Here is a 25,052-nt window from a genome sequence, read left to right as displayed (position 1 = left end):
CAATGGTGCCGGATAGGGGTGGCGTACTGAGACGGTTCTTCAGGCGCAGAACAGAGGTTTGTGCCTAAACGTAACATCGATGACCAGAACGGTACTATTCCCGTTCTTCTTGCTTTACTTCTACTACGGTTTCTTCCGCCGGAGTGAGCGGAACGTGGTTTGCCTTTTCCTCTTCGGTTGGTAAGTCGTCTTTCTTGAATACGAATGGAAGCATGATGAACATCCCCGCCATGATGGCCATGTCGGCAATGTTGAAAATTCCTGTTTGTATAGAATCTGTGAGCTGAATGTGAAGCATGTCTACAACATGGCCGTACAGCAGCCGGTCGATGATGTTGCTGAGGCCGCCCGCCACGATCAGCGACAACGCCAGCGTTTGCCACCGGTTGAGGTTCTTTTCTTTGAAGATGAAGTACAGCAGGCCTACTAAAAGCAATGCGGGCAAAGCGTTCAGCAAAATAGGCTTAAGCACGGGGCCAAGGTCTTCGCCAAGGGAAAGAAACGCTCCGGTGTTCTTGGCGAAAGTAAGGCTGAACATCTCGTTGAGGTAATAGATCGGTGGCTGGCCTTCGAGGTGCTCTATGGCCAGCGCCTTGGTCCATTGGTCGAGACCTACAGTCACCAGAATTGCTCCGGCTACGATGGCTATTTGATTTTTTGTTCTTGTCATTTCAGTTTTTTGTCACGAACTCTGATTCCCCGGGCCGTTATCCTATGAAGTAACGGTGCCTTTTTGAGTGGATGTTTATTGTTCAGGTTGCCTCAGGCAGTCGCTTTAAGCGCCAGGTTGTTGGATGGTTGAACGTCGGAGAACACAGGTCCGTGGTAATGCATGTTCGCTTCGCAGGCTCCTTGTTCCCGGAGTACATCGAGGTAGACTCCGCTCATTATTTTTTTACAGAAAAGATGTCTTCCAGCTTGTCTTCCAGGGACTTGCCCCGGAGATTGCGCGCCAGGATTTTTCCTTCACGATCCAGCAGGACGGTTTGGGGGATGCTGGAAACGCCGTATTGCTGAGCGTATTGGCTTCTCCATCCTTTCAGGTCCGAAATGTGGAGCCAGGTCAGATTATCGTCCGCGATGGCTTTTACCCAGCGATCCTTCGTCTTGTCGAGGCTTACGGCCAGAATTTCGAAGCCCTTGTCTTTGTAGGCTTCGTAGAGTTTTACGACGTTGGGGTTCTCGCGGCGGCATGGACCGCACCAGCTGGCCCAAAAATCGATCAGTACCACCTTCCCCCGGAGGCTCTCCAGGCTGATTTCTTCACCTTCCGGGTTAGGGCCGGCAAAGAGCGGAGCCTCGGCTCCTACGGCAAAAGTGCGCAGCGTGGCCGCCTGAGCGGAAATCTGAGCCACCTGGCCAGGGTATACGGCTTCGTACTGTGTCTCGATGGCGTCGGCCAGTTTTACGGTTGCGGGGTGTTTCTTCTGGGCCAGGGCGGCGAAGCCGCCGCTCATGGCGAAAAACTTTGCCCGGCTGCCCTCCGGCCAGCTGTTGTAGATTGCCCCCAGGATGTCGGCGAGTTGCTCTCCGGGAACTGCCCCCGTCAATGTGTTGGCAAAGTTGCGGTTGCCCTCGTACGTCCAGGGAAGATCGCCGTAACCTTCATCCTTGAAGTCGACGAACTGGAAATAAGTATTCACGAAATAGTCGAGTTCGTTTTGGAAACGACCTTTGTTCTCGTTGATGAAGTTGAGGTAGGTGTTCAGCGTCACTACCCGGTGCAGGAGCGGGTCTTCGGTTTTGGTCTTTTCCAGCAGCGCCCGCTTGCGGTCGTCGAGTTCGACCATCGCCTCTCTTTGCTGCTCGATGGAGGTGGAGTCTTTGCTGCCTACGGCCCGTTGGTAAGCAGTCATGGTGCTTTTGAAATCCCGGTTGTTTTCCTGGAATTTCAATTTGAGGTCCTGGTAGCGCTGGTTGATCGGTGAGTCAGTCGTTTTGCCACTTTTCATTCGCCCGCAGGTGCCGGTAATCGTCATCGACTCATCATCGCCGATAATCAGGGGTAGCACATCGGAGGGCTGGCTGCCAACGTAACGGAACACAGGGCCTTCAGTAGAAGCACCCAGGGTGAATTTGCCGTCGTCACCACGGGTAAAGCTTTCGATGGCTTCAAAGGTCACACCGTCAAAAGCGTAAAGGTTCATCGTCCTGCAGCCTTTGGCGTCCACCGTAATGTTGGTCGTTTGGGCAGCCAGTGAAAAACTGAACATCAGGAGAAAGAGGTAGGAGATAGTTTTCATCAGCACAAATTTACAAAATTGAGGCGGCCTGTACCCTTCATGATCGCCATACGACGGTAAAACGACTACATTGGGCGGAAAAGCTGGTAGCTTGGCAGACCTTAAGGAAACCTGTAGCACAGGATTTTGTTAGATGTCAAAGCAGTCAATGTTTCCAGCCACCGGGTAAAATAGCTCTCCGGCAAGCTCCGCTGACTCAAAATAACAAACTTAAAGACCAAAAAGACTATGTCTAATTCCCGCTCTCCTTTCAATGGCATCAACGGCATCATCGGCCTGGTGATCGGTCTGTTCGCCCTTTATGTCATTTTCAATATTGTCGGCTGGATCTTCTGGTTGCTCTACAAAGTGGGCTGGTTGTTCTTTATCGCATCTCTATTCGTTGACCGGACGGTGTTTACCGGTTTCGCCAACAGCATCAAAGGCCTTTTTGAGCGCAACTGGGTAATGGGACTGGTAACGGTACTTCTGGCCGTAGCCCTCTACCCGCTCACCGGCCTGTACCTGCTCGGTACCGCCCTCTTCCGCAAAAAACTGAAAGAAAAAGTCGCTGAAGCCGACGCCCGCCAAAACGGAGAATGGACCGATTTTGAAGAAGTGCCCCGTGAACCCACCGATATTGACATCGATTACGAAGAACTGCCACCGCTGCCTCCTCCGGCAGAACCCCTCTCCCGCACCAGTAAGAAAGACACCAGGTACGATGACCTGTTTGAATAAAGAGGCGCGGTCGCAGGTGCAAAAATGGTTTTGAAAAAAAGGCTTTTCCGCCCGTTGGGGCAGAGCACTGGTAACCTTTAAAAACAGGCTGTTCCTGCTAGTGGGGATAGTCCATCCGTGCTGACCTTCTACGATCGTGGTTTTGCTCCCCGCTCCCACGGACAGGGGGAGGTTACGGACGGAGTGAGCAGAACCGTGCAGAAAGCATTAGGCTGGCACTCCATCAGAGGGAACCTCCTGCCTTTAAAAACGATTGCGCCGTTCGGGATCACCCTTTAAAGACCAGCAAGATTACCTTTGCCCGGAATGATCGATGCCCTGGCCATACTCGCTGTTTTAATCCTTGTGCTGTACACCGCGTGGCAACTTTTCAGCCTCGCTGCCTGGCGCAGGGTGGTGCGGCAACCTGCTCCCGACAGCAACTCCGCTTTGCCCACGATAGCCCTGCTCGTTCCTTTTCGCAACGAAGCCGAGAACCTGCCCGCCCTCGCGGCATCACTTTTAGCCCAGGATTATTCCGGAGGGTTGGAGCTCATCTTTATCGACGATCATTCCTCAGATCACGGAGCAACGCTGCTGCCTGCCGGAGTAACCCTTCTTCACCTGGCCGACTACCTGAAGGGGAAGCCGGTGATTGCTCATAAAAAGGCTGCACTTACCTACGCCATCACTTCTACCGAAGCCGATGTCATCATCACTACCGATGCCGATTGTTACTGGCCCGCAGACCGGGTGTCGTGCATCGCAGCGGCGTTTGCAGCGGGTGCAGATGTGGTCCTTGGGCCGGTTCTCATCGCTCCTGCAGACAGCTTTTGCAACGCTTATCAGGCATTGGATATGGCTGCGTACCAATTTCTGACGGCCGCAACCGCCCGGCAGGGCAGGCCGGCACTGGCCAATGGTGCAAACTTCGCTTTTCGTCGTCAGCTGTTCAATGCTGTCGGCGGCTACCAAGGAGTGGATCATCTGCCTTCGGGAGACGATGTGTTGTTGCTTCATAAGTTTTACCAGCCGGATCTCTGGCCGGCAACAAAACAGGTTTCTGTCTCTAAGTCAATTGCTCCTCCCGTAACCCACTACGTTGCCGGGGCTGCGGTAACGACCCGGCCGGTAAACGGCTGGCTGGCACTCTGGCGGCAACGGCTTCGGTGGGCAGGAAAGGCGGGGAATTACAATAACGCAAAGCTCAGCTTTGCTCAGGCACTTGCCTTTTCCCTGTCTGCCGCCATCGTAATCTCTTTCATTAGCCTTCCCTTGCACCTGCGGCCGCGCCTCGTTCTTGTGCTGTGGGCAGGTAAAGCACTTATTGATCTGATCTGCCTCTGGCCGGTGATGATACGGTTCGGGCAAAACAAAGCCATGAAGTGGTATCCTCTGGCCTCCGTTGTTTATCCGTTCTTTCTGTTTGGTGTGGGGACTGCAGCTTTATTGGGTTTTACCGTAAAGTGGAAGGGTAGGCATTGAGGCATGGTGGGAATACTTATCTTCACGTTTCTTAGCGTTACTTGTCGATCTAATACACCCATGAGTCATAAAATTTTGTTTCTGGTCGTTCTGACCACCCTGGCGGCCTGCTTGTCCGCCCAGCAATGCTCCGGCAACCTCGGAGAAAACATTTTTGAAGCGGGTGATTTCGGTAGCGGTACTGCTAACATCCTGACACCCGATCCCGGCATCGCTCCTGGTTTTCTTTACCAGCCCAATCCGCCACCCAATGACGGCTTCTACACCATCACCAATGATATGGGCGCGTGGTCTTACATCTTCCCCTCCTGGGATGCCTTCTCGGATAACAGCAATGATCCGAATGGTTACATGATGGTTGTCAATGCGGCCTTCTCTCCGGGTAAGTTCTACGAACAGCAGGTGGATGATCTCTGTGAAAACACCCTGTACCAGTTTTCTGCGGATGTGCGGAATATCCTGAGTCCGGGCTCTAACGGACTGACACCAAACGTAAGTTTCAGCATCGACGATGTAACCCGCTTCACGTCGGGGGCCATCGGCGAAACGGGCCGGTGGAATACTTACGGCTTCACGTTTACGACGGCTCCTGGTCAAACGTCTGTCGTACTGGCCCTGAGCAACAATGCTCCCGGTGGCAACGGCAACGACCTGGCCATCGATAATATCTCTTTTCGTGCCTGCGGGCCGCTGGCCCGCATCGCCGGCGAGGAAATGCTAAGCATTTGCGAGGATGGTGAGCCTGCGGTTCTCACCTCAGAGATCACCGGAGGTGAATACGACGACCCCCAACTGCAGTGGCAGCAAAGCTTCGACGACGGAGTGACCTGGCAGGATCTTCCCGGAGAAATGGGGATGACCTTTACCCATACCGGGCGAACCAGCGGGTTCTACTACTACCGCTACCTGTTGGCCAACGGGCCGGTAAACCTGACCAATAACAAATGCCGGGTCGTTTCTAATGTGAAAACGGTTTACGTTATCCCCAAGCGCTACGAAGTCGTGGATACAATTTGTGAGGGAATGATGGTTGCCGTAGGTGCTTCTGAATACCGCCAAACCGGCGTGTCGGTGGATACGTTACTTTCATCCCTCGGTTGCGACAGTATTGTTACCCTACGGCTAACGGTGGTCTCTGATCCGGATATCACCGGCGACTTTACCGTTACGGACCCAAGTTGTTCCTACCTCACCGATGGTAGTGTAGAACTTGTGCAGGTGAACAACGGAACGGAGCCGTTCCGCTTTACCTTCGGCGGCATGACCCGCAGCCTGGGTACCTCCATCACTGGCCTGGGGCAAGGAGACTTCGCTTACCGCATCGCAGACCGCTATGGCTGTGCGGAAGAGGGGACGATCAGTTTAGTTACACCTAATCCCTTTGCCATCGAAATGGGAGAACCCCGGGTGGTAGACCTTGGCGAAAGCATTTTGCTTACTGATGGTACCAACGATGCCGTGACGTCTTATAACTTCAGCCCTCCGGGTCTTGTCGATTGTACGGAGGATTGCGACGGAGCTCGCTTCACTCCCGCTGAAAGCGGGACTTTATATCTCGTTGCTACCTCCCCTCGGGGCTGCGAAGCCCGCGATTCATTGCGCTACGTGGTGGTGAAAAACCGGAAAGTATATCCTCCCAATGCGTTCTCTCCCAACGGAGATGGCATCAACGACTATTTTACGCTCTTCGCTGCAGTACCCAACGTGACTGCGATCAACAGCCTGAATATCTTCGACCGGTGGGGAGGCCAGGTCTTCGGCGCTGAGAACCTGGAGCCTAACCTTGCCGCTTCGGGTTGGGACGGGAGCACAGACGGTGAGCCCGCCCGAAACGGAGTATATTATTACACTGCTTCCGTTCGCTTCCTGGACGGTGCAGTACTGCCTTACGCTGGCAGCTTTACACTATTGCGCTAAACGAAAAAAGGGCGTGCCTCCCACTCAGGTACCTCCCCGGCGCGTTTTCAAGTCGCATTGGGAGTTTACCAGAGTCGGAGGCACAGCCCCTTTCGGTACAACAGACTTTAAGACTGTTACGATTTAATCGCAGCAATACCGGGCAGTTCCTTGCCCTCCAGCAGCTCGAGCATGGCTCCGCCACCGGTAGATACGAAGGATACCTGATCGGACAGACCGGCCTGGTTGATGGCTGAAACAGAGTCTCCGCCGCCAATAAGGCTGTAAGCATCGTTTTCTTTGGTCGCTTTTGCGACCGCTTCGGCAATGGCGTTGGTGCCAATAGCGAAGTTGCTCATCTCGAATACGCCCATGGGGCCATTCCAGAGAATCGATTTGCTGGTAGCGATGACATCGCTGAAGTTTTTGATGGATTCGGGGCCGATGTCGAGGCCTTCCCATTCGTCTCCGATCTCACCGGCTTTTACGATGTCGGAGGGTGTTTCGTTCGCAAACTCTTTGCCCACCTTTGTGTCTACCGGCAGGTAGATTTTGGTTCCGTTGGCTTCCGCTTTTTTCAGCAGGGCCATGGCGTTGTCGGTTTTATCGCGCTCCACCAGGGAGTTGCCAACCTTTCCTCCCTGAGCGAGACTGAAGGTATAAGCCATCGCTCCGCCGATGATGATGTTGTCGGCGAAGTCAAGCAATTTCTCCAGCAGGAGGATTTTGTCGGATACTTTCGCTCCGCCCACGATGGCGGTTACCGGGTGGTTAGGGTTGTTGAGCAGTTTTTCTGCGCCCTCCAGCTCGGCGGCGATCAGGAAACCGAACGATTTGTGGTCGGCGTCGAAGAACCGGGCTACGGTTGCGGTAGAAGCGTGCTCGCGGTGAGCGGCTCCGAATGCATCGTTGACGTAAACGTCGGCCAGGTCAGCCATCGCCTTAGCGAGGTCTTCGTCGCCTTTTTCTTCTCCTGCGTAGAAGCGGGTGTTCTCCAGCAGAAGAATCTGGCCCGGTTCAAGGGCTTCAACTGCAGCTTTGGCTTCTTCTCCGATGGTATCGGGAACGAACTGCACCTGACATCCGGCGTAGTCCTCCAGCGTAGTAACAACGGGAGCAAGGCTGAATTTTTCGCGGTCAACGGTACCGTCCTCTTTTAGTTTCTTTTGCGGACGGCCAAGGTGGCTCATCAGAATTACGGCAGCGCCGTTTTCCAGAAGATACTGAATGGTAGGAGCAGCCTTGGCAATGCGTGTATCGTCGGTAATGTTTTTTTCACCGTCGAGGGGCACGTTGAAATCTACGCGAACGAGGACTTTTTTGCCTTCTACGTTTAAATCTTTAAGGTTCATATTTTTAAGAACTAGAGTTAGAAACTGGGAGTTGGAAGTGGACTGATGATCCAGCCGGCAGAGACCACACCGGAGAGGGTGGGGGGGCTTGTGCGGCTGATTCACCTGTGTGTAGAAAACTGGGGAGCTGGCTTTCGGAAATTAGAAAGCTAGAAACTGGTTGCCCGGTTCCTAGCTTTCTAGCGTCTAGCTACTAGTTCCCTAGCTACTAGTGTGCCGATTTACATTGCTGCAATGCGCTCACACAGGTCAGCCAGACGAGCAGAGTAACCAGCTTCGTTGTCGTACCAGCTTACCACTTTTACGAGTTTGCCGATAACTTTGGTTTGGCCTTCGTCATAAAGGCTGCTGTACTTGCTACCAACGATGTCGGAGCTCACGTAAGGATCGGTCACGTAAGCGAGGATACCTTTCATTGAGCCTTCAGAGGCTTTCTTGTAGGCAGCGTTGATCTCTTCTACGGTAGCTTCGGTCTTGAGGTTCACGACGAGGTCGGTGAGGGAACCGGTAGGAACCGGCACGCGCATGGCACCACCGTCGAGCTTGCCGTCAAGGTGAGGAAGCACCAGACCTACAGCTTTAGCGGCACCAGTACTGGTTGGGATGATGTTGACTGCCGCAGCACGGGCGCGACGAAGGTCTTTGTGTGGACCATCCTGGATGTTCTGGTCAGCAGTGTAAGCGTGAACCGTAGTGATCAGACCCTGCTCAACACCGAAGGCATCGTCGAGTACTTTCACGAGGGGAGCCAGACAGTTGGTAGTACAACTGGCGTTAGAGTAAATCTTGGTCTCAGCGTTGAGTACTTCCTCGTTTACACCAAGAACAACGGTGGCAACATCTCCTTTAGCAGGAGCAGAGATGAGTACTTTCTTGGCACCCGCCTCGATGTGAAGGTTGGCTTTTTCTTTCTGTACGAAACGACCAGTACACTCAAGTACAACGTCAACGTCCATTTCTCCCCACGGAAGCTTGCTTGGGTCGGGCTGGCTGAGCGCGTCAATTTTCTTGCCATCGATGTAGATGTAATCGTCGTCGCTCTTTACCTCGCCTGGGTAGTTCCCCTGTACAGAGTCGTACTTGAAGAGGTGCGCCAGGGTGGCGTTGTCGGTCAGGTCATTGATGGCCACAACGTCCAGTCCTTTTTCGAGAAGGTTGCGGAGGGTAATTCGTCCGATACGGCCGAAACCGTTAATTGCAATTCTTGCCATGATTGAGAATTCTTTTTTGTTTAGGAGCTATTGGTCTGTTGAAATTTGGGCGCAAACGCAGGTGCAAAGAATGTTGGATGACCAATTACTGTAACCTGCCGACTCTGCTTAAGAAGGCGCAAAGATAAGGGCTTTGATTTTATGGTCTCAGTCCAATCACTTTGCTTTTAGTAGTCCAAATGTACACCCTTGGGGTAAATTCCAAGCTTTCTTGGAACGATTAAATTGCATTCTTAGTGTAATTTTTACACTTTCTGGCCGTAATTGCCGGACTGGGGCCCCGAAGAACTGCTGTAAAACTAAAAATAGCCTCACCTCCTTGCGGAAATGAAGCTATTGAAAGTGTAGCCCGTAGGGGAATCGAACCCCTCTTACCAGGATGAAAACCTGGCGTCCTAGCCGATAGACGAACGGGCCGTAGGATGTATAGTTTTGAATTCTCGAAGTTTGAATTCTGATTTAGCTGCCGCCGTTGCAGACGCTGAATCAGAAGCCGAGAATTACTAATTAAAACCGCAAAGCGGTTTAGTAGCCCGTAGGGGAATCGAACCCCTCTTACCAGGATGAAAACCTGGCGTCCTAGCCGATAGACGAACGGGCCGTAGGATATATGGTTTTGAATTCTCGAAGTTTGAATCCTGATTTAGCTGTCGCCGTTGCAGACGCTGAATCAGAAGCCGAGAATTACTAATTAAAACCGCAAAGCGGTTTAGTAGCCCGTAGGGGAATCGAACCCCTCTTACCAGGATGAAAACCTGGCGTCCTAGCCGATAGACGAACGGGCCGTAGGATGTCTGACGTCTGATTTGTTGTCGGTAAGAACTACAAGGGTCAAAAAGCAATATTGCTTAGAGGAGCAATAAAATACATCAGATATTAAGAATTGAAAAAGCAGTGGGCACAGCATTCTGCGCTTAAGCGACCGCAAAGATAGTACCTCTGCGCAAAATGTGGAAGTGTTTGTGAAAACTTTTTCTTGCCGAGGATTTTTTTGAGTGGGGAGAGGCTACAATTCGCTCCTCAATTTCTCGAGGCGGAGGCGCAATTCTTCCGCTTGTTCTGCTTTGAAGCTGGCAAAAGCTTCTTTACTCAATTCGGCGATCGTGTCCAGTTCGATCGTGTCGCGCTCGAGGTGGTAGCGGGTTTCTTCGAGGGCGGCCTCGTCGTCGAAATTGGTGGACCGAAGCGCATCCAATTCTTTCTTGCGTGCGATGATGGACTCTTGCAGTTTGTGGCGGTCAAGGAGGGCCTTCAGCTTGGCGGCGCAATCGGCAAAAAAGGAAGCTTTGGCATGGCGAAGGTTGAATTCGGCTTCGAACTCGGTAATCAGTTTTTGGGCGCGTTCCACTTCTCCTGCGTCGGCAGAAGAACTGCGTTCGATGTCGTCGCGCAGGGTAGCAATGCTGTTACGGATGCCTTCTGCTTCGGTTCTGAAACGTTCTTCCTTCCGGCGGCAATCTTCGTAACGCTGACCAATGCGGTAGCCAAAGTCGTTGGGGTTGGGTTTTTCGCTGCGATGCTTACGGAACCATGAGGTTCCGAACCAGGCGGCGAGGCCGATAATGCCCAGAAGGAAAAGCACGACGCCAATACCGGGAGAAAGGCGCAGGAAAAGACTGGCGACCAGAAAGTAAAGGCAGACGTAAACCAGAAGGGTAGGGGTGTCTGGTCCGGTTTGGTTGGCGGGAGCACTCATGCCTTATTAACTGATTGCCGGGCCGGATAGTTGCGTTGCAAACCATCAGTAACCGCAGAATAACGTCAGGCGACGTTGCAAACGCTGCCCTTAAATAACGTTTTTTGCACCTGCGTTCGCGCCCCCGTGAAATCTGGTAGCCCGGAAGGGGAAGTTAGTCATCCTTTTTCTTAAAGTCTCCCCGCTTCCACCCGTCGAAGAACTGTTTCCAGGCTACCGGGCTGAAGATATTCATAGGAGGCCTCTGTCCGATGTAGTACGTCTGCCGTGCTTGCTGACGGAGGTAATAGCTACCGTTTTCGGCACCAGACATGGGGACTGTTTTTTGTAGTTCTTCGAGTTTGTCGGCACTCAGGTTATTCGACGCGATGGTCTGTAACTCATCCGTAACGTCCATCGCCAGAAATTCCAGCTTGAAGTGATCCCGGCTGGGCCAGGGGAAAACGACTGCGGTAGGCAGATCGATGTCGTTTTTGGTCATCAACTGTACGATGCTGTATTTGTCGTCCTGCAGCGTATCCGGCACGATGTAAGTCGCCTCCTCAAAGCCAAGCGCGCTGAAAACGACGGTGTCACCTTTGTGCGTCACGATGCTGAAGAAGCCGTCTAAGTTGGCGTAAGTACCGCGTCCGTCGTTCTTGATCAGTACCGTTGCGTACGGGATCGGGTAGAGCTGGGTATTGGTTCCATCGAGCACCATTCCTGAAAACTGGACGAGATCTTCACCGTTTTGGTCTACTAATTGGGCGCGAACGCAGGTGAAAGAAAAGACAGAAAAGCAGAGTAGGAGGAGGTACTTCATAAAGCGGTGTGGGATGTTGTTTCCTAAATTAAAGGACACCTGAAAGGGGCCTGTGGTTGGAACGAGGCAAAGGATTAACGAATTATTAGACAATAAATTCCACCGCAGTCCCTGATCAGTCTGCGACTGAAATCCGCTTGCGAAGCCAGGTTTACGTCAGATGTTGCCCGAAAAGTACGGACAAATTCTTCAGATTTTCGGAAAGAAAAATCAGCTCAGGGCAAATTCAAGTACTTCCCTCATGGTGTCCACGTAGTGGATTTTGAGGCCTTTGAGGTACCGTTCTTCGATTTCGCGGACGTTCTTTTCGTTTTTTCTGCTGAGCATGACGGTCTTCATTCCCGCGCGGCGGGAAGCAAGTAGCTTTTCCTTGATACCGCCTACGGGCAGTACGCGACCACGCAGGGTGATCTCACCAGACATTGCCAGGTAAGGCTTGATCGGACGGCCCGTGTAGGCGCTTGCCATTGCGGAAAGCATCGTGATACCTGCACTCGGTCCGTCCTTGGGCGTTGCTCCTTCCGGCACGTGAATGTGAATATCGTTTTCCTTTATCCTGTCCATATCGATGTCAAACTCCTCCGCGTTTGCCTTAAGGAAAGAGCGGGCCGTGATGGCGCTCTCTTTCATGACCTGGCCGAGGTTACCCGTTTGGGTAAGCCCACCTTTGCCGGGGCTGAGGCTGGCTTCGACGTAGAGAATTTCTCCCCCGACCTGCGTCCAGGCCAGTCCTACAGCGATGCCAGGAAGCTTGCCTACGCGGTAAGGTTCGCGCTCAAATTTCACCGGGCCGAGGATCTCTTCCAGCAGTTCCGGCTTGATTTCGACCTTTTCTGCGTTCTCCATTGCAATCTGCTTCGCAGCGTAGCGCATCAATCCGCCGACCTGACGGTTGAGGCTGCGGACTCCGCTCTCGCGGGTGTAGCCACTGATAACCGCTTTCAGGGTCGCCACAGGAATTTTGACCTGCTTCGCTTTGATACCGTGGTCTTTGCGCTGCCGGGGAACAAGGTGGCGTTTAGCGATCTCAAGTTTCTCTTCGGCGGAGTAACCACTGAGGTTGATGATTTCCATACGGTCACGAAGAGCCGGCTGGATGGCGCTGAAGTTGTTTGCGGTAGCGATGAACATTACCTTCGAAAGGTCTACGTCCAGGTCAAGATAATTGTCGTGGAAGGTTGTGTTTTGTTCAGGGTCGAGGACTTCCAGGAGTGCGCTGGAGGGATCTCCGCGGTGGCTCTGACCGACCTTGTCGATCTCATCGAGGATGAACACCGGGTTGGCGGAGCCAACCTTTTTGAGTGACTGCACTATACGACCGGGCATGGCGCCGATGTATGTTTTCCGGTGGCCCCGGATTTCGCTTTCGTCGTGTAGCCCACCCAGGCTCATACGCACGTACTTGCGGCCCAATGCTTCGGCTACGCTTTTACCGAGGCTCGTTTTACCTACTCCGGGGGGGCCAAGCAGCAGCAGGATTGGCGCCTTCATATCGCCCTTCAGCTTGAGGACGGCGAGGTGGCTCAGGATGCGATCCTTAACCTTTTCGAGTCCGTAATGGTCTTCATCGAGGACCTTAGCGACGGCTTTCAGGTTGAAGTTGTCTTCGGTGTAATCCTGCCACGGCAGGTCGAGTAACATTTCGAGGTAAGAGAGTTGTACTGAGTACTCGGCTACCTGAGGGTTCATCCGCTTTAGGCGGGTGATCTCGCGGGTGAAAACCTTTTCTACTTCTTCGGGCCATTGTTTCTCGAGGGCTCGTTTTTCGAGTTGTTCAACCGCTTCGCGGTTGGGGTTGTCGCCGAGTTCTTCTTGAATAGCCTTCATTTGCTGGTTCAGGAAGTACTGTCGTTGTTGCTCTTCGATGTCGCCCCGGGTCTTGTTCTCGATCTGGTCACGGATTTCCAGGATATGGAGTTCCTGTTGGAGCTGAGTGAGGACACGGTTAGCCTTGGTTCCGAGGTCGGCAGTTTCCAGGATTTCCTGCTTTACGTTCATCTCTGCGTTCAGGTTGCTGGAGATGAAATTGAGCAGGTGGCTTGGCATGTCGATATTGTCGAGCATCATCTTAGCCTCCGTAGGGATGTTGGGACTCAGCTCAACGGCACGGCCGGCGCTATGACGAACGCTGTCGATAGTAGCCTGGAAAGTAAGCGGATCGGTTGGGGGGATGTAGTTCAGCAGTTCTACTTCACCGGCCAGAAATGGCTCGGTTTGTGTGAGTGCCTTGCGCCGGATTCGCTGGCGGCCACGGAGGACGGCGGTCAGGCTGCCATCGGGCATACGGAGCATCTTCAGGATCCGGGCCAGGGTGCCGACCTCGTAAAGGTCGTCGCCGGAGGGATTTTCTTCTTTAAGGTCACGCTGGCTGAATACAGCAACCCATTTGTCAGTCTCCTGGGCTTTATTGATGGCCTTAATCGATTGGTCACGACCGATGTTGATCGGAATAACGATAGTTGGAAAGAGTATAGAGTTGCGAAGGGCAAGAACGGGGACGATGGTGGGCACTTCGGCAGCATTCATTTCTTCGTCGCCTTCTTCGGTACCGATGAAGGGGAAAAGATCCTGGTCGTCGTCGAATCCGCGGTTGTCCATATTGATGGAGATCTTGGGTTGGCTCACATTGCTTATTTCTGGGGCGGGTGGTAAAGCCCGTTAATTCAGTATAGATAAAATAACACCCGAAGGTTGGTTAGGTTCTCCCGCAATTTCCGTGCCACATTAAATTATGGGGCTGCTGAAGTAGCCGGAATGCCAAATCCGGCAGACGGGGCGGTGGACGACCGGAATATTGACACCTCTTTACCGGCAGGTAGTTGATGCAGGAAGCAGGACAGATATTTCCAGAGTACGCTGTTCTGGCTTTCAGGGTGGGTATAGCTGTCAACCTTTACCTTCGCCCCATGCAAAAGATCACCGAACAACCCGGCCCCTACCGCCACCTGGAGCAGCAATCTACTTTGGAGCTGCTGACCAAGATCAACCGAGAAGACCAGAAGGTTGCCCTGGCGGTGGAAAAGTGCATTCCGGCGCTGACGGCCCTGGTGGAGGACATTGTGCCGCGCATGCAGCGCGGTGGCCGCATCTTTTACTCCGGCGCGGGAACAAGTGGCCGCCTTGGCGTACTGGACGCCAGTGAATGCCCACCCACTTTCGGCGTGCCACCCGAGTGGGTCGTGGGCCTCATCGCCGGCGGAGACCATGCCCTCCGCCACCCCGTTGAGTCGGCCGAAGACGCTGAAGGACAGGGCTGGATCGACCTCGAAGCGCACAACATCGGCCCCGACGATACCCTGATTGGCATCGCTGCCTCTGGCACCACGCCCTACGTCGTAGGCGGGCTGAAGGCCTGCCGGGAACGCGGCATCCTTACGGGCTGCGTGACCTGTAACCCCGGAGCGCCCGTCACCGAACACGCTGATCACCCCATCGTCGCTGTCGTCGGCCCGGAGGTCGTCACGGGCAGCACCCGCATGAAGTCCGGTACCGCTCAAAAGCTGATCCTCAACATGATCACCACCACCACGATGATCCGCCTCGGCCGCGTGAAAGATAACCGCATGGTCGACATGCAACTCTCCAACGCTAAGCTCGTGGACCGGGGAACGAAGATGATCGTCGATGCACTGGACATTCCCTACGAGGAGGCCAAGCGGCGGCTGTTGCTGAAGGGTAGCGTACGGGCGGTGATTGAACAGTAGCCACGGCTTCAGCCGCTGACATTAATTACTTGAAATCAACACTGAATGAAATTTCTATGGCCAGTCAGCTTACTATTTGTCATGCTAAACTGCCAATCATCCCAATCAGAAAAGCAGGTTGTGACCGAAGGAACACCCGTTGAAAAAAAGGTTGGCAAGCTACTGCACATCGAAGACCTTACTTTTCAGCACCTGCTCGATTCTTTCAAATTAGACGGGACGGTCCTGATCTTTGATGAACAGGAGAACGCTTTATATTTCAACGATCTGGAAAGGGCCTACACCGGCCAACTCCCCGCCTCTACCTTCAAAATTCCGAACACCATCATCGCCCTGGAAACCGGTATAGCTTCCGGACCGGAACACCTTTTTCCGTGGGACGGCACGGACCGCTGGTTGGATGCCTGGGAGCAGGACCTGACCCTAAAGCAAGCCTATTCCGTTTCCTGCGTGCCTTGTTACCAGGAAGTAGCGCGGGCGGTCGGCCCGGAAAAGATGCGCTCAGAACTGGAGCGACTGGGCTACCCGGAAATGGTCTTCGACGCTGCTGCGGTCGACAATTTCTGGCTGCGGGGCGAATCCCGTATTACGCCCTACCAGCAGATTCAGTTTTTGCGGCGCCTTTATCATGAGGAGCTTCCCATCAAGAAGACGACACAGGCGGCTATCCGGGAAATCATGCTCAGGGAGCAGACCGAAGCTTACTCCCTGAGCGGAAAAACGGGCTGGTCAATAGATGGAGAGAAGAACAATGGCTGGTTCGTTGGCTTTGTAGAGCGAGGAGGAAAGGTCTATTACTTCGCCACGAATGTGGAACCGGGGGCTGGATTTGAAATGGATGGATTTGCTGCGGTGCGGGTGGCGGTTACCCGGCTGGCCCTCACCCGGCTGGGTTATCTGTAATTTTTTGGGATGTCATCTAAACCGGGTCCGGGAACGTTAACGATGATATGCACAACGTCCTCCACACCGGCCAGGTCCTCTACGTCAGGAACTACGAAGCCTGTCTTGATTTCTACGGGAAAAAGCTGCAATTGCCCGTCTATTTCGCCAACGAGATGCTGACTTGCTATGAATGCTACGGAACTTACCTGATGGTCGAGCGGGAAGATCGGCCGGAGTACCTGCATTTGCCCGCTGATCAACCCCGAACCTTCACCTGCCTGCGGCTAAACGTGGCGGACGTTAAAGCCGCCGCTGAAGCCACCGCCGCCCGTGGCATCGACGTTGATTACCAGGAGCACGACTGGGGCAGGGTGGCCAAATTCAAAGACCCGGACGGGAATTTGATTGCTTTTAAGGATGAGGCGGGTTTTTTGCGGCAAATCGCCGAACATTGTCATAAGCCTGAAATACCTAAGAAATGACCGACATAACCCACCGCCAGGACATCGACCAACTCGTAGCGGCCTTTTACACCAAAGCAACGACCGATCCCACCATCGGCCACATCTTCACCGAGGTAGCGAAGCTCAATCTGGAAGCTCACTTGCCCGTCATTGGTGATTTCTGGGAAAGTGTCCTGCTGGGGAATATGGTCTATCGTGGGAACCCAATGCGGAAGCACCTTGAGCTGGCGGAAAAGACGGCGCTGACGCAGGTGCAATTCGGGGCTTGGTTAGCAATGTGGGAAGAGACCGTAAAAGAGCTTTTTGCTGGAGAGAAGGCGGAGTTGGCCGTCCAGCGGGCCCAAAACATCGGACGACTGATGCTGCATAAAATCGACCAGCGGCGGTAGCCTTTCGCTGACAGCAGCGGTGAATACAAAAGACCTCCGGGGAAGACCTTGCCCTTCAACCTTCCCTTGCACCTGCGTTCGCGCCCTCATTTCCTTACTCTCCGAAACTGTACTGAACGCCCAGTGCCAGCATCCTTGCCCGGTTAAATTCCCGGCCTTCCAGACCATAGCGGCCAGTGATGCCGAGGCCGATCCGGGGTGTGATCAGATAAGCTATTTTCATTTCAACGGCAAGTCCTTCGCGTTTACCGGAGTTTCGGGTGCTAAACACGTTGGAAGTTGAAAAAGCATCGCCGCCAGAGGTGATGACGGTGAAGGCTGATTTGTAGTTGTGCGTAAACCAGGAATAAGTCAGCACCCCCCCCACCTGCCAGTCGAGTTTGCTGTCGTCCTCTGTAATTCGATAGTGGACGCCAATGGCCGCTGTGGCCGCTAGATAACTGTTCTGCTCCGTAATTTGCCTGCCCCGACCGTCATCGATGAAGCCATTCGTGTTGGCATATACCTGTGAGCGATCACTCACGTCGAGCACATCCAGCGAGGCAGAAAAGAGGTACTTATCGGTGGTCGCCAGCCGGAGATCGATGCCGCCGGTGTAGCCGGCCATCATTCCCATGTCTACCTCCCGAACGATTTCATCTTCTGCGGAAATAAGGGTTATCTGGGTAATGGCTTCATCCGCCGTAGTGCTACCAAAGCCTGCCCGCAGGCTGACCGCCCAGTGGTCTTCGGCCTGGGCATTTAGCAGACTGATGCAAATAGTCAGAAAGAAAAAGGTTAGGGTTCGTTTGGCCATGTTCATGTGGTCTTTCAGGTGTGTGCATAAAGGTAGCCCGCCCAAATAAGCCCTGCCAGCCTTATTGGAATGTTAGGATAACGATAAGCTTTACAGTCGTATAGCAACCATTGTTTAACCTCCAGAATGCGGCAGCCCCAAAAGACCAACGAACCAACAGACCAATAACCCTAATCATTCAACCTCCCCCGTTCCTCACTGGCCGAACTCCGGCGTCCTTCGTTCTTCTTCAGGAAGCGGTTGCCGAATTTGTACGTGAGCTTTACGGACACCACTGGTGCTTCCCAGATGGAACGAATGTCGAGGTTCTGTTCCTGATAGCGGATGGTGCCGGTAAAGAATTTCTGAACAATGCCGTCGCCGCTGAGGATGAAGTTAAGCCGATCATCAAAGAAATCCTTTTCCACGCCGGCAGAAATCCCGTACAGGGGCTCGGAGCGGATGATTCCTTCAATGCCTTTGCCCTGGTACCAGCCGGAAACTTCCCCCTTCCAGTCGCCGGGTAGCTGAGCATTCACCTGAAAGAAACCGGTGAAACTCCATTGGTCCTGATCCAACTGGCCACCGAGGTAGTCAGAGGTGTAGTCGTTGTAGAAAAGCATCCCGCCGATGTAGCCGGAAATGGGCTTGGCGATGAAGTCGAGTGGAAGGAAAAGACTGCCTCCGTACCGGATGTAGCGGTCGAGGTTGACGGTGTTCTGAAAGGCAACGCCCGTCTCTGAATCCTGCTCGGTTACGTCGGCAATCACGTCGCTGGTATAGTCATAACTCAGGTTGAAGAAGGGTTGCTTCTCATAGGTCAGGCTGAACTGCCCGCTGTGAATAAGCTCCGGCCGCAGGAAGGGGTTGCCCTTCTCGAAGGTCAGCGGATCGAGGTAACTCACGAAAGGGTTAAGGTCATAGTAACTCGGCCGTTCGATCCGGTAGCTGTAGGCAACGGATACACCAATGGGGCCAAAGGCGGGAGCATTGAAACTGAGCGAAGGGAAAAGCTGGCTGAAATTGCGGTTGTTGAAGCTGTCGAGCGTTACATTATAGCCTTCCATTTGGGTGTCTTCGAAGCGAAGGCCAAAGTTGGCACTCAGGTCGCCCTTTTCCCAGCCGATGCTGGTGTAGGCAGCCTTGATGTTCTCGTCGTAGAGGAACTGATTACTCAGGTTCTCATCGATCACCATTTCGCCGGCCTGGCTGAAGCGGGCCAGCAGCTCATTGTCCAGTTCCGCCATACTGGCCTTGGCACCGGCTTTGAAGATAAGCGTTTGGCTCAGCGGCTTTTTGTAATCTACCTGGGCGGAGACAATGTCTGCGCTGGAAGGCTCCAGATTGACTCGGTCCGGGAAGTCAGCACCAAAGGTTTTAAGTTCTACCCGGCCGTCGCGCGTGAAGCGGTTGTAGCTTGCGTCGAAGTTGATCTCCTGCCCGCTGGTATCCAGCTTGATGCGGTAAAAAGCATCGAGGTTGAGGCTTGTCCAGGGGCGGGTACGTTCGGCGGAGGTTGTGAAAGACTCCAGGACTTCTCCGGTCTCCGGGCTGAGAACATCGGTTGCGTTATTGGCGGAGCGGGGAGACTGCCCCCAGTTATACCTTGCGTTGAGGCCGACGCGCTGTCGGTCGGTCAGGTCATAATCGGCACCGCCGCGAAGGCTGTAAGATTTCGGTATGCCGAAATCTCGGTTCGTTTGCACAAAGGTCCGATCATCAAAACGGCGGATGAGGTCCAGGCCCTCTACCCAGCTGTTACGATTCCAGCTGGCCCCTCCGGTGAGGTTGAGCTTGCCGGCACGGTGACTGAGCTGACCGCCCGCGCGGTACTTCGCCCGCTCGCCGTAGCCGCCGCCGACGTACACGGATCCGTTGGTGCCCAGCAAGCTGTTCTTTTTCAGTACGAGATTAATTACGCCGCCAGATCCTTCCGCATCGTACTGTGCGCCGGGCTGACTGATGACTTCGATGGACTTGATGTTGTCTGCCGGCATATCCCGCAGTAGACTCTGAATGTCCATATACTTCGTTGGCCGGCCGTCGATGAGGATGGTCAGGCCGGATTTTCCGGCCATCTGGATGCGGTTGCCTGCAATTACGATGCCCGGCACCTTCCGCAGCATATCAATCACGGTGCCGCCCTGTCCGGTGATGCTCTGGTCAACGTTAACCACTAGCATGCCCGCCTTTTGCTCCAAAAAGGGCTTGCGGGCCACGACCTCGATGGTTTCCAGGTTGGTGCCCGAGCCGCTGATCTGATAATCGGGCAGGGATAATTCCTGACCAGGGCTCAGCGTAAAGACAGGATGGTTTTTCTCTCCGTAACCGATGCCGGTGGTGCGGATGAAGTAATCCGCCGCCGGAACGTTGATAAAGGAAAAACGTCCGCTTTCATCCGCTAATTCCAGTTTTAACACGGCGCTGTCACTAGCCGTGAGGAGGAGGATGTTGGTAAACTCAGCGGGGGTCTGCTCATCCAGGATCCGACCGGAAATAGTGCCGGGGTCGGAAGCCGGAATTTCTTTTTGGGCAAACAGGAGTAAAGGCGCGAGGGTGAAAAGAAGCAAAGAGAGGAGGACAGGCCTTTTGCGCCCTCCTCGTACTACTGCGCTTTTCAGGGCGCGGACGCAGGTGCAGGGTAGGGATGACGGCAGAGAGGTAGAAGCAGGGTAAAATGTTTTCATCTTTCTTGATTGTTGGGTGCGAGTGAACATACCCTAAGGGCGAAGTTGGGTAAAGGCAGGTTGCACGCCAGAATACTTTCGTATATGAGCAACTGGTATAATGCTACGAATGAAAGGGAATGAGCTACAAACGGCGCTCGGGTTACGCAGTAACTAAGGCTCGTTTGTGCCCGGCTCGGGTTATTTGAGATGTAAGGTCTTGTCAGGTCGGCTGCCCCGCTCCGGTAGACATATGCTTGATTCCACGGTTAAGCTGACTAGTGGCTGGTCCACTAGGGTAGGTACGTCAGCAGGAACGGCGCTGAAACGCAGGTGCAGGGTAAGGTTAACGGAACCTTCTCTAACCATAAGGCGCAGTGCTTTCTGAGCTGTTACCGGAGTACCGGGATACTTGAACGGCAATCGACGGCTCAAGTGCAGACGGTAACTGATCCTGCTGATCGGCGGGGCGCAAACCAGATTGTCGCGATTGCTCCTCCCCAGCGCAGCGGTGTGGGGAGGCTGGGAGGGGGTTGAGCGACAATCTGGTTTGCGCCCGATCGGCGCGTCATATATTTGGTGCGAAACTCAGGGAAAATTTGCATCTGTCGACTACGCGAACTACCTTTGTTTAAAATTTAAACTAACTATGTCCGCAACCTCCCACCTCAGCACTGTATACAAGCCCGATTTTGGGTTGCTGACTGACCTGTACCAACTTACGATGGCTGCTGGTTATTACGACCAGAAGCTGCACCAAAAGAAAGCGATTTTCCATTTGTTTTACCGCAAAGCTCCTTTTGGTGGAGATTTTGCGGTGTCGGCCGGGCTGGCCCTGGCGATTGACCTTGTAAAGGGGCTTAAGTTCAGTGCCGACGACGTGCAGTACCTCGGTCGCCTGAAGGGGGCAAACGGTAAACCCTTGTTTAAGGAGCCGTTTCTGAACTATCTGCAAAGGATGAAGTTTAGCGGCAACATTTACGCGGTGCCCGAAGGAGAGATCGTCCTTCCCCACGAGCCATTACTGAGAATTGAAGGAAACATTATCGAATGCCAACTCCTGGAAACAGCCTTGCTGACGGTGATGAACTTCAGTACCCTGATTGCCACCAAGGCTGCGCGGATTAAAGCTGCTGCCGGGCCGGATACCGTACTGGAGTTTGGCCTGCGCCGGGCGCAGGGTATCGATGGCGGACTAACGGCCAGCCGCTCGGCCTACATCGGGGGGTGCGACGCAACCTCCAACGTTTGGGCCGGCCGCTACTACGGCGTGCCGGTGAAGGGGACCCACGCGCACAGTTGGGTGATGGCCTTCCCGAGTGAAGAAAAAGCCTTCGAGGCGTACGCCGCAGCGATGCCTAACAATGTGATCTTTCTGGTGGATACGTACGATACGCTCGACGGAATAGCTGAGGCCATCCGGGAAGCGACCAAGCTGAGAGCGCGCGGGCATGAAATGCTGGGCGTCCGGCTCGATTCCGGCGATCTGGCCGAACTGTCTATCGCTGCCCGGGAGATGCTCGATGCAGCTGGCTTCCCGGATGCGCAGGTGATTGCGTCCGACAGCCTCGATGAATACGCTATTGCTGAGCTGAAAGCGAAGGGAGCCCGGATCGATGTCTGGGGAATCGGGACCCGCCTGGCAACCGCCCATGATCAGCCCGCGCTGGGAGGAGTATATAAACTAGCTGCGATCGAGGAAGAGGATGGCGAATGGTCGCCGCGGATCAAGCTTTCCGAAACAGCCATCAAGGTGAGCAATCCCGGCCGGCAGGGTGTACGGAGATACTACGATGAAAAAGACGGATTCCCGATGGGATCAATCATCTATAATCAATTCAACGGCGAGCCTACCGGCCGTTTCTATACCGAAGAGGGCTTTTCGATATCCATCCCTCCGGGTTTGAAAGAAGACGAGCTCTTGCGTCCTGTGTTCGAAGACGGAGAACTGGTATACAGCCTTCCATCCTTACAATGCACCCGCGACCGCGCCCTGAAAAACTGGAAGAAATGGTCGCTCATCACCAATTTTGCTAACTTTCCGCACGGATTGGATGCTGCACTCCAGGAAGAAAAGATGAATCTTCTCGAAGATTTCGGTTTTGACGCGTTATAATGCTACCCCAGAAAGCTCTGACACTATGTATACTTATGAATATCCCCGCCCTTCGGTTACTGTCGATATTGTCGTCTATGGCTACGATGGCGGGAAACAGCTGAAAATGTTACTCATTGAGCGTGGCGGCGAGCCATTCAAAGGACACTGGGCACTTCCCGGTGGTTTTGTTGATCTCGATGAGGATCTCGAAACAGCTGCTCTTCGTGAACTGGAAGAAGAAACCGGCGTGAAGGATCTCTTCGTGGAACAGCTATATACCTACGGCGCCGTAAACCGTGATCCTCGTGGTCGGGTCATTTCGGTTGCCTACTTCTCGCTTGTAAATCTTCAGGATCACCCCGCAGTTGCTTCGTCCGATGCGACAAAGGCAGAATGGTTTCCGCTGAATGAGTTGCCTGAGCTTGCTTTTGACCACAGCGATATTATCAAAAAAGCAAATGAGCGCCTTGCCGCTAAAGTTCGTTACCAGCCGATTGGCTTCGAATTGTTGCCCGCAGAGTTCACCCTGGGGCAACTCCAACAACTTTATGAGACGGTGCTCAACGTAGAGTCTTTCAATAAGCGCAATTTCAGAACGCGGATTTTGAGAACCGGTATTCTGGAAGAAGTCGGACGGCAACAGAACGTAGCTCACCGGCCGGCAGTGCTTTACAAATTCAACCAGGAAACCTATAAAAAACTTGCCGAACAGCGCGACGGAGGTGTACTTCGGCGGGCCCTCGACTTTGAGATTTAAGTTCCGGCGAACCAAAATACCAATAAATCAACTATGGTGTCAATAATAATGGGGTCCGACAGCGACCTCCCAATCATGCGCCAGGCGGCGGAAATACTTACCGAATTCGGCATCGAGATTGAAGTGACGGTCGTCTCCGCTCACCGCACCCCCGATCGTTTGTACGATTACGCAAAGAATGCTGCCAACAGAGGTGTTCAGGTTGTGATTGCTGGTGCCGGAGGCGCGGCTCATCTTCCGGGCATGGTCGCAAGCCTCACACCTTTGCCCGTGATCGGCGTGCCGATCAAAAGCCGCAACAGCATTGATGGCTGGGATTCTGTACTCTCTATCCTCCAGATGCCGGGCGGTATCCCCGTTGCCACGGTAGCTCTGGACGGCGCAAAGAACGCCGGCCTGCTTGCGGCGCGCATCCTCGGCGCAACCGATACGGACATCCGCCAGAAAATGGCGGATTACCAGGAGGGCTTGCGCGCTCAGGTACAGGTTAAGTACGAGCGGTTGGAAAAAGACGGATGGGCGTAAAGAAGTAATGTTCCGGTAACCTTATAAGGCGCTTATCTGCTCTTAAGGTTGCCGGAAACTCTTGCCCTTCGGGTTTAGTAGTTACCTATCGACAACTCTATCCGGTTGTTCAGCTCCCGCCCGATCAAAGTAGCGTTGTCCGCTTTAGGCCGGGTTGCACCATAGCCGATGGTTTTGATTCTGTCTGCGTCGATGCCTTTCGAAATGAGGTAGCCCCGGCAGGCGAGGGCCCGGGTTTCACTCAGTTTTTCGCTGTTGTCTATCGTGCCGGTGTTGTCGGTATGTCCCGCTATTGTAAGCTTGAACGAAGGGTTGGCCCTCATGTTGACGGCAATTTCGTCGAGCATCGGCAGACTCTGTGCCGTAAGGGTTGCGGAACGGCCCTCGAAGGTAATCCGGTTCGTGGCTCTTTCCAGCAAAGCCTGAAGCTGGGGGCTTACCTCGGGGCAGCCGCGGTTGGGCCCGGCTATACCGGGGCAATCGTCCTCGTTGTCTTCAAAGCCATCGTTGTCGGAATCGGGGCAACCCGTATAAAGTCCGCCGGGGGTGTTGGGGCAATTGTCGATGTCGTCAGGGACGCCGTCTCCGTCGATGTCGGGGCAGCCACGCAGCCGTTTTTTGCCTGCTTCGTAGGGGCACTGGTCTTTATCATCGGGGATGCCATCTTTATCGTAATCGGGGCAGCCGTTTGCCGATTTGTCTCCCTGTACGTCAGGGCATAGGTCTTCGCTGTCGGGGGTGCCGTCGCGGTCGGCGTCGGGGCAACCATCGGCGGTAGACATTCCGGGCAGATCCGGGCATTTATCTTGTCCATCGGCGATGCGGTCGCCGTCCCGGTCCGGGCTGCCGAAGCGGAAAACGTAACCCAGGCTCAGGTTGACATTTTTTCGGTTTTCGCGCCTGGTTGATCGGTATTCGGCCTGGAGGGTAACCCACATGTCTTTGCCTACCTTCAGGTCTAAGCCCGCAGCAAGGGGGAATGCCTGAAAAGGACGGGCGTCCTGCTCGAAGGAGAACCCGTAACCGCCCTGGAGGTAGGGAGAAACCTTGTTCTCACTGCCTGCGGGAGCGATGCGGGCCAGGAAGTCGAGGGTGCCAAAACGAACGTTCCTGAACTCGCCGATGTCTGCATTCCCGATGCGCAGAGGCATCAGCATACCGAAATGCTTGCTGAACTGGCGGCGCGGTACGAGTTCAAGCGCATAGCTTTTCTGAAGGTCCTTCAGTTGCTCGTTGGGGATCCCGTGGTCGAGCATAACCATCTTAAAGCCCAGTGTGGTGAAAGGGGCCGGGTCTGGAAGTTCGACGTTCTGGGCCCACAGGGCGCAGCCATATGCCATAAGCAGGCTGAAGAGAAATGGGCGAAGCATGGCGTTCTTTTGGGAGGACTGGTAATGAGGAGTAA

General features: G+C 53.9%; 21 protein-coding genes and 3 tRNA genes. 10 read left to right on the top strand and 14 right to left on the bottom strand.

Translation table 11 applies throughout. The annotated features are described in order from the left end of the window. Positions 1–94 precede the first annotated feature (94 nt). The 3 genes from lspA to FUA23_RS12650 form a co-directional block, all read right to left on the bottom strand. Entirely contained in the window at positions 95–670 is a 576-nt protein-coding gene (lspA, locus tag FUA23_RS12655) for a signal peptidase II (RefSeq protein WP_147931110.1), read from the bottom strand. A 92-nt stretch (positions 671–762) separates the two neighbouring features. Next, positions 763–888 (bottom strand): hypothetical protein, encoded by a 126-nt coding sequence (locus FUA23_RS22930; RefSeq protein ID WP_262713709.1) that lies wholly within the window; start codon positions 886–888, stop codon positions 763–765. Then, complete coding sequence (locus FUA23_RS12650) at positions 888–2,243, bottom strand: TlpA family protein disulfide reductase (protein ID WP_246144189.1); 1,356 nt, start codon at positions 2,241–2,243, stop codon at positions 888–890. Before FUA23_RS12650 ends, FUA23_RS22930 begins: the two co-directional genes overlap by 1 nt. Positions 2,244–2,471: 228 nt before the next feature. Between FUA23_RS12650 and FUA23_RS12645 the strand changes: the two genes are divergently transcribed. The 3 genes from FUA23_RS12645 to FUA23_RS12635 all read left to right on the top strand — a co-directional run bounded on the left by FUA23_RS12645 (position 2,472) and on the right by FUA23_RS12635 (position 6,344). Beyond that, positions 2,472–2,963: a hypothetical protein gene (locus tag FUA23_RS12645; RefSeq protein ID WP_147931109.1), complete on the top strand. Its 492-nt coding sequence runs from the start codon at positions 2,472–2,474 to the stop codon at positions 2,961–2,963. 306 nt (positions 2,964–3,269) lie between these two features. Further along, positions 3,270–4,427: a glycosyltransferase gene (locus FUA23_RS12640; protein WP_147931108.1), complete on the top strand. Its 1,158-nt coding sequence runs from the start codon at positions 3,270–3,272 to the stop codon at positions 4,425–4,427. A 60-nt stretch (positions 4,428–4,487) separates the two neighbouring features. Further along, complete coding sequence (locus FUA23_RS12635; protein WP_187271004.1) at positions 4,488–6,344, top strand: T9SS type B sorting domain-containing protein; 1,857 nt, start codon at positions 4,488–4,490, stop codon at positions 6,342–6,344. A 116-nt stretch (positions 6,345–6,460) separates the two neighbouring features. Here FUA23_RS12635 and FUA23_RS12630 read toward each other — a convergent pair whose 3' ends face one another. The 8 genes from FUA23_RS12630 to lon all read right to left on the bottom strand — a co-directional run bounded on the left by FUA23_RS12630 (position 6,461) and on the right by lon (position 14,009). Next, entirely contained in the window at positions 6,461–7,675 is a 1,215-nt protein-coding gene (locus tag FUA23_RS12630) for a phosphoglycerate kinase (RefSeq protein WP_147931106.1), read from the bottom strand. 221 nt (positions 7,676–7,896) lie between these two features. Further along, on the bottom strand, positions 7,897–8,886 hold the full coding sequence (gene gap, locus FUA23_RS12625; protein WP_147931105.1) for a type I glyceraldehyde-3-phosphate dehydrogenase: 990 nt from the start codon (positions 8,884–8,886) through the stop codon (positions 7,897–7,899). Positions 8,887–9,231: 345 nt separating this feature from the next. Further along, a tRNA-Glu gene (locus tag FUA23_RS12620) sits at positions 9,232–9,303 on the bottom strand. A gap of 112 nt (positions 9,304–9,415) precedes the next feature. Then, positions 9,416–9,487 (bottom strand) — tRNA-Glu (locus tag FUA23_RS12615). Between the two features lie 112 nt (positions 9,488–9,599). After that, a tRNA-Glu gene (locus FUA23_RS12610) sits at positions 9,600–9,671 on the bottom strand. 221 nt (positions 9,672–9,892) lie between these two features. Beyond that, on the bottom strand, positions 9,893–10,582 hold the full coding sequence (locus tag FUA23_RS12605; RefSeq protein ID WP_147931104.1) for a hypothetical protein: 690 nt from the start codon (positions 10,580–10,582) through the stop codon (positions 9,893–9,895). 154 nt (positions 10,583–10,736) lie between these two features. Then, positions 10,737–11,384, bottom strand: a complete 648-nt coding sequence (locus FUA23_RS12600) for a carboxypeptidase-like regulatory domain-containing protein (protein WP_147931103.1) — start codon at positions 11,382–11,384, stop codon at positions 10,737–10,739. Positions 11,385–11,594: 210 nt separating this feature from the next. Continuing rightward, the gene (gene lon / locus FUA23_RS12595) at positions 11,595–14,009 is read right to left on the bottom strand and encodes an endopeptidase La (RefSeq protein ID WP_246144188.1); all 2,415 of its coding nucleotides are present in this window, start codon (positions 14,007–14,009) and stop codon (positions 11,595–11,597) included. A 281-nt stretch (positions 14,010–14,290) separates the two neighbouring features. On the opposite strand from lon, the gene murQ reads away from it, so the two are divergent. The 4 genes from murQ to FUA23_RS12575 all read left to right on the top strand — a co-directional run bounded on the left by murQ (position 14,291) and on the right by FUA23_RS12575 (position 16,826). Next, the gene (gene murQ, locus FUA23_RS12590) at positions 14,291–15,088 is read left to right on the top strand and encodes an N-acetylmuramic acid 6-phosphate etherase (RefSeq protein ID WP_147931161.1); all 798 of its coding nucleotides are present in this window, start codon (positions 14,291–14,293) and stop codon (positions 15,086–15,088) included. Between the two features lie 81 nt (positions 15,089–15,169). Next, on the top strand, positions 15,170–15,991 hold the full coding sequence (gene blaOXA / locus FUA23_RS12585; RefSeq protein ID WP_147931102.1) for a class D beta-lactamase: 822 nt from the start codon (positions 15,170–15,172) through the stop codon (positions 15,989–15,991). A 47-nt stretch (positions 15,992–16,038) separates the two neighbouring features. Continuing rightward, a complete protein-coding gene (locus tag FUA23_RS12580; RefSeq protein WP_147931101.1) occupies positions 16,039–16,455 on the top strand; it encodes a VOC family protein in 417 nt (138 codons plus the stop codon). Beyond that, positions 16,452–16,826: a group III truncated hemoglobin gene (locus FUA23_RS12575; RefSeq protein ID WP_147931100.1), complete on the top strand. Its 375-nt coding sequence runs from the start codon at positions 16,452–16,454 to the stop codon at positions 16,824–16,826. Before FUA23_RS12580 ends, FUA23_RS12575 begins: the two co-directional genes overlap by 4 nt. 94 nt (positions 16,827–16,920) lie before the next feature. On the opposite strand, the gene FUA23_RS12570 is transcribed toward FUA23_RS12575, so the two are convergent. Together FUA23_RS12570 and FUA23_RS12565 are read right to left on the bottom strand one after the other, a co-directional pair. Then, positions 16,921–17,622 carry a hypothetical protein gene (locus FUA23_RS12570; RefSeq protein ID WP_147931099.1) on the bottom strand — a complete coding sequence of 234 codons (702 nt, stop codon included), beginning with the start codon at positions 17,620–17,622 and terminating at the stop codon, positions 16,921–16,923. Positions 17,623–17,792: 170 nt separating this feature from the next. Next, complete coding sequence (locus FUA23_RS12565) at positions 17,793–20,288, bottom strand: outer membrane beta-barrel protein (protein WP_246144185.1); 2,496 nt, start codon at positions 20,286–20,288, stop codon at positions 17,793–17,795. A 628-nt stretch (positions 20,289–20,916) separates the two neighbouring features. Between FUA23_RS12565 and FUA23_RS12560 the strand changes: the two genes are divergently transcribed. Genes FUA23_RS12560 through purE form a run of 3 tightly spaced genes read left to right on the top strand, consistent with a single transcriptional unit; the run spans position 20,917 to position 23,647 of the window. Further along, positions 20,917–22,383: a nicotinate phosphoribosyltransferase gene (locus FUA23_RS12560; RefSeq protein ID WP_147931098.1), complete on the top strand. Its 1,467-nt coding sequence runs from the start codon at positions 20,917–20,919 to the stop codon at positions 22,381–22,383. Between the two features lie 25 nt (positions 22,384–22,408). Further along, entirely contained in the window at positions 22,409–23,122 is a 714-nt protein-coding gene (locus FUA23_RS12555; RefSeq protein WP_147931097.1) for an NUDIX domain-containing protein, read from the top strand. Positions 23,123–23,155: 33 nt separating this feature from the next. Next, positions 23,156–23,647 (top strand): 5-(carboxyamino)imidazole ribonucleotide mutase, encoded by a 492-nt coding sequence (gene purE / locus FUA23_RS12550; RefSeq protein ID WP_147931096.1) that lies wholly within the window; start codon positions 23,156–23,158, stop codon positions 23,645–23,647. Positions 23,648–23,721: 74 nt separating this feature from the next. On the opposite strand, the gene FUA23_RS12545 is transcribed toward purE, so the two are convergent. After that, on the bottom strand, positions 23,722–25,017 hold the full coding sequence (locus FUA23_RS12545; RefSeq protein WP_187271003.1) for an OmpA family protein: 1,296 nt from the start codon (positions 25,015–25,017) through the stop codon (positions 23,722–23,724). Positions 25,018–25,052 lie beyond the last annotated feature (35 nt).

It is taken from the genome of Neolewinella aurantiaca, assembly GCF_008014675.1.
GTDB classification, from domain to species: Bacteria; Bacteroidota; Bacteroidia; order Chitinophagales; family Saprospiraceae; genus Neolewinella; species Neolewinella aurantiaca.
This window is presented reverse-complemented; position numbering and strand designations above follow the sequence as displayed.

What these genes read in the sequence shown, in the direction of transcription:
- lspA (WP_147931110.1), bottom strand. Translation starts at nt 670, where the DNA reads ATGACAAGAACAAAAAATCAAATAGCCATCGTAGCCGGAGCAATTCTG.
- FUA23_RS12575 (WP_147931100.1), top strand. Translation starts at nt 16,452, where the DNA reads ATGACCGACATAACCCACCGCCAGGACATCGACCAACTCGTAGCGGCC.
- FUA23_RS12570 (WP_147931099.1), bottom strand. Translation starts at nt 17,622, where the DNA reads ATGGCCAAACGAACCCTAACCTTTTTCTTTCTGACTATTTGCATCAGT.
- FUA23_RS12560 (WP_147931098.1), top strand. Translation starts at nt 20,917, where the DNA reads ATGTCCGCAACCTCCCACCTCAGCACTGTATACAAGCCCGATTTTGGG.
- FUA23_RS12545 (WP_187271003.1), bottom strand. Translation starts at nt 25,017, where the DNA reads ATGCTTCGCCCATTTCTCTTCAGCCTGCTTATGGCATATGGCTGCGCC.
- FUA23_RS12600 (WP_147931103.1), bottom strand. Translation starts at nt 11,384, where the DNA reads ATGAAGTACCTCCTCCTACTCTGCTTTTCTGTCTTTTCTTTCACCTGC.
- FUA23_RS22930 (WP_262713709.1), bottom strand. Translation starts at nt 888, where the DNA reads ATGAGCGGAGTCTACCTCGATGTACTCCGGGAACAAGGAGCCTGCGAA.
- FUA23_RS12630 (WP_147931106.1), bottom strand. Translation starts at nt 7,675, where the DNA reads ATGAACCTTAAAGATTTAAACGTAGAAGGCAAAAAAGTCCTCGTTCGC.
- murQ (WP_147931161.1), top strand. Translation starts at nt 14,291, where the DNA reads ATGCAAAAGATCACCGAACAACCCGGCCCCTACCGCCACCTGGAGCAG.
- FUA23_RS12565 (WP_246144185.1), bottom strand. Translation starts at nt 20,288, where the DNA reads ATGAAAACATTTTACCCTGCTTCTACCTCTCTGCCGTCATCCCTACCC.
- FUA23_RS12580 (WP_147931101.1), top strand. Translation starts at nt 16,039, where the DNA reads ATGCACAACGTCCTCCACACCGGCCAGGTCCTCTACGTCAGGAACTAC.
- FUA23_RS12555 (WP_147931097.1), top strand. Translation starts at nt 22,409, where the DNA reads ATGTATACTTATGAATATCCCCGCCCTTCGGTTACTGTCGATATTGTC.
- purE (WP_147931096.1), top strand. Translation starts at nt 23,156, where the DNA reads ATGGTGTCAATAATAATGGGGTCCGACAGCGACCTCCCAATCATGCGC.
- FUA23_RS12650 (WP_246144189.1), bottom strand. Translation starts at nt 2,243, where the DNA reads ATGAAAACTATCTCCTACCTCTTTCTCCTGATGTTCAGTTTTTCACTG.
- FUA23_RS12605 (WP_147931104.1), bottom strand. Translation starts at nt 10,582, where the DNA reads ATGAGTGCTCCCGCCAACCAAACCGGACCAGACACCCCTACCCTTCTG.
- FUA23_RS12640 (WP_147931108.1), top strand. Translation starts at nt 3,270, where the DNA reads ATGATCGATGCCCTGGCCATACTCGCTGTTTTAATCCTTGTGCTGTAC.
- FUA23_RS12645 (WP_147931109.1), top strand. Translation starts at nt 2,472, where the DNA reads ATGTCTAATTCCCGCTCTCCTTTCAATGGCATCAACGGCATCATCGGC.
- FUA23_RS12635 (WP_187271004.1), top strand. Translation starts at nt 4,488, where the DNA reads ATGAGTCATAAAATTTTGTTTCTGGTCGTTCTGACCACCCTGGCGGCC.
- gap (WP_147931105.1), bottom strand. Translation starts at nt 8,886, where the DNA reads ATGGCAAGAATTGCAATTAACGGTTTCGGCCGTATCGGACGAATTACC.
- blaOXA (WP_147931102.1), top strand. Translation starts at nt 15,170, where the DNA reads ATGCTAAACTGCCAATCATCCCAATCAGAAAAGCAGGTTGTGACCGAA.